Origin of the sequence: Rhodanobacter lindaniclasticus, assembly GCF_004799035.1 — a bacterium.
In the GTDB taxonomy this organism is placed as follows: domain Bacteria; phylum Pseudomonadota; class Gammaproteobacteria; order Xanthomonadales; family Rhodanobacteraceae; genus Rhodanobacter; species Rhodanobacter lindaniclasticus.
In genome coordinates, this window is record NZ_MWIO01000093.1 from 1 (window position 1) to 786 (window position 786).

The following is a 786-nucleotide window of genomic DNA, read 5'->3' on the forward strand; positions in this document are numbered from 1 at the left end:
TCCTTGCCCTGGTCGTACGTCAGCGTCTTGCGCAGCGCTTCGGGGATGCCCTTCAAGGCCTTGCCGAAGCTCTCCAGCGCGTCGGCCGCGCTGGCGCTGCTCATCTTGGCCAGCACCACGAAGCCGCTGGTGCGCTCGACCAGCGTGCCCACCGAGGAACGGTTGCCTGCGCCCTTGATGAGATCGCCCTCCCAGTGACCCGGGATCAGGCGATCGGCAACCTCTGGCGGGCGGACGTGGATGCTCTGCATGTCCGGGATCTGGCCGCGCCGGTCGGTGCCGCGCGTGCGTGGCTTGCGTGTGCTGCGGCCTTGCCGCAAGCATCCGATCAGTTCCTTGCGCAGTTCGCCGCGAGGCACCAGGTACACCGCGGTGTAGATCGTTTCGTGGGACACCCGGTAGCTCGCTGTATCAGGAAACCCTCGCGCCAGTATCCCGGCGATCTGCTCCGGCGACCAGCGCGCCCGCAGCAGCGCTTGTACCGTCTCCCACAGGGCGGGGTCACCCAGTTTCCGTGGTACCCGTGGCTTGGCCCGGCACTGCTCGCGGTGATGTTGTGCCGCCTGCGCCTGGTAGCTATCCGGGGAAGCGCTCGCTCGACGGCACTCGCGACTGATCGTGCTTGGTGCGCGCCCCAGCGATCTTCCAATGGCTCGCAAGCTGTCGCCCGACGCCAGGCGCTGCTGGATCTCCACTCGCTCGTTCAGGGTCAATTCGTTGTACGTTCTCATCGCAACAGCCTATGTCAGATGCGGCATGGTGTTGCACGTGGAGTTTGAGTCGGCC

General features: G+C 66.2%; 1 protein-coding gene. It reads right to left on the reverse strand.

The genetic code is table 11. The features are described 5' to 3' along the window. A partial coding sequence (locus B1991_RS18395; protein ID WP_136260120.1) for an IS30 family transposase occupies positions 1-731 on the reverse strand: 731 nt, incomplete at its 3' end. Between the last annotated feature and the right edge of the window lie 55 nt (positions 732-786).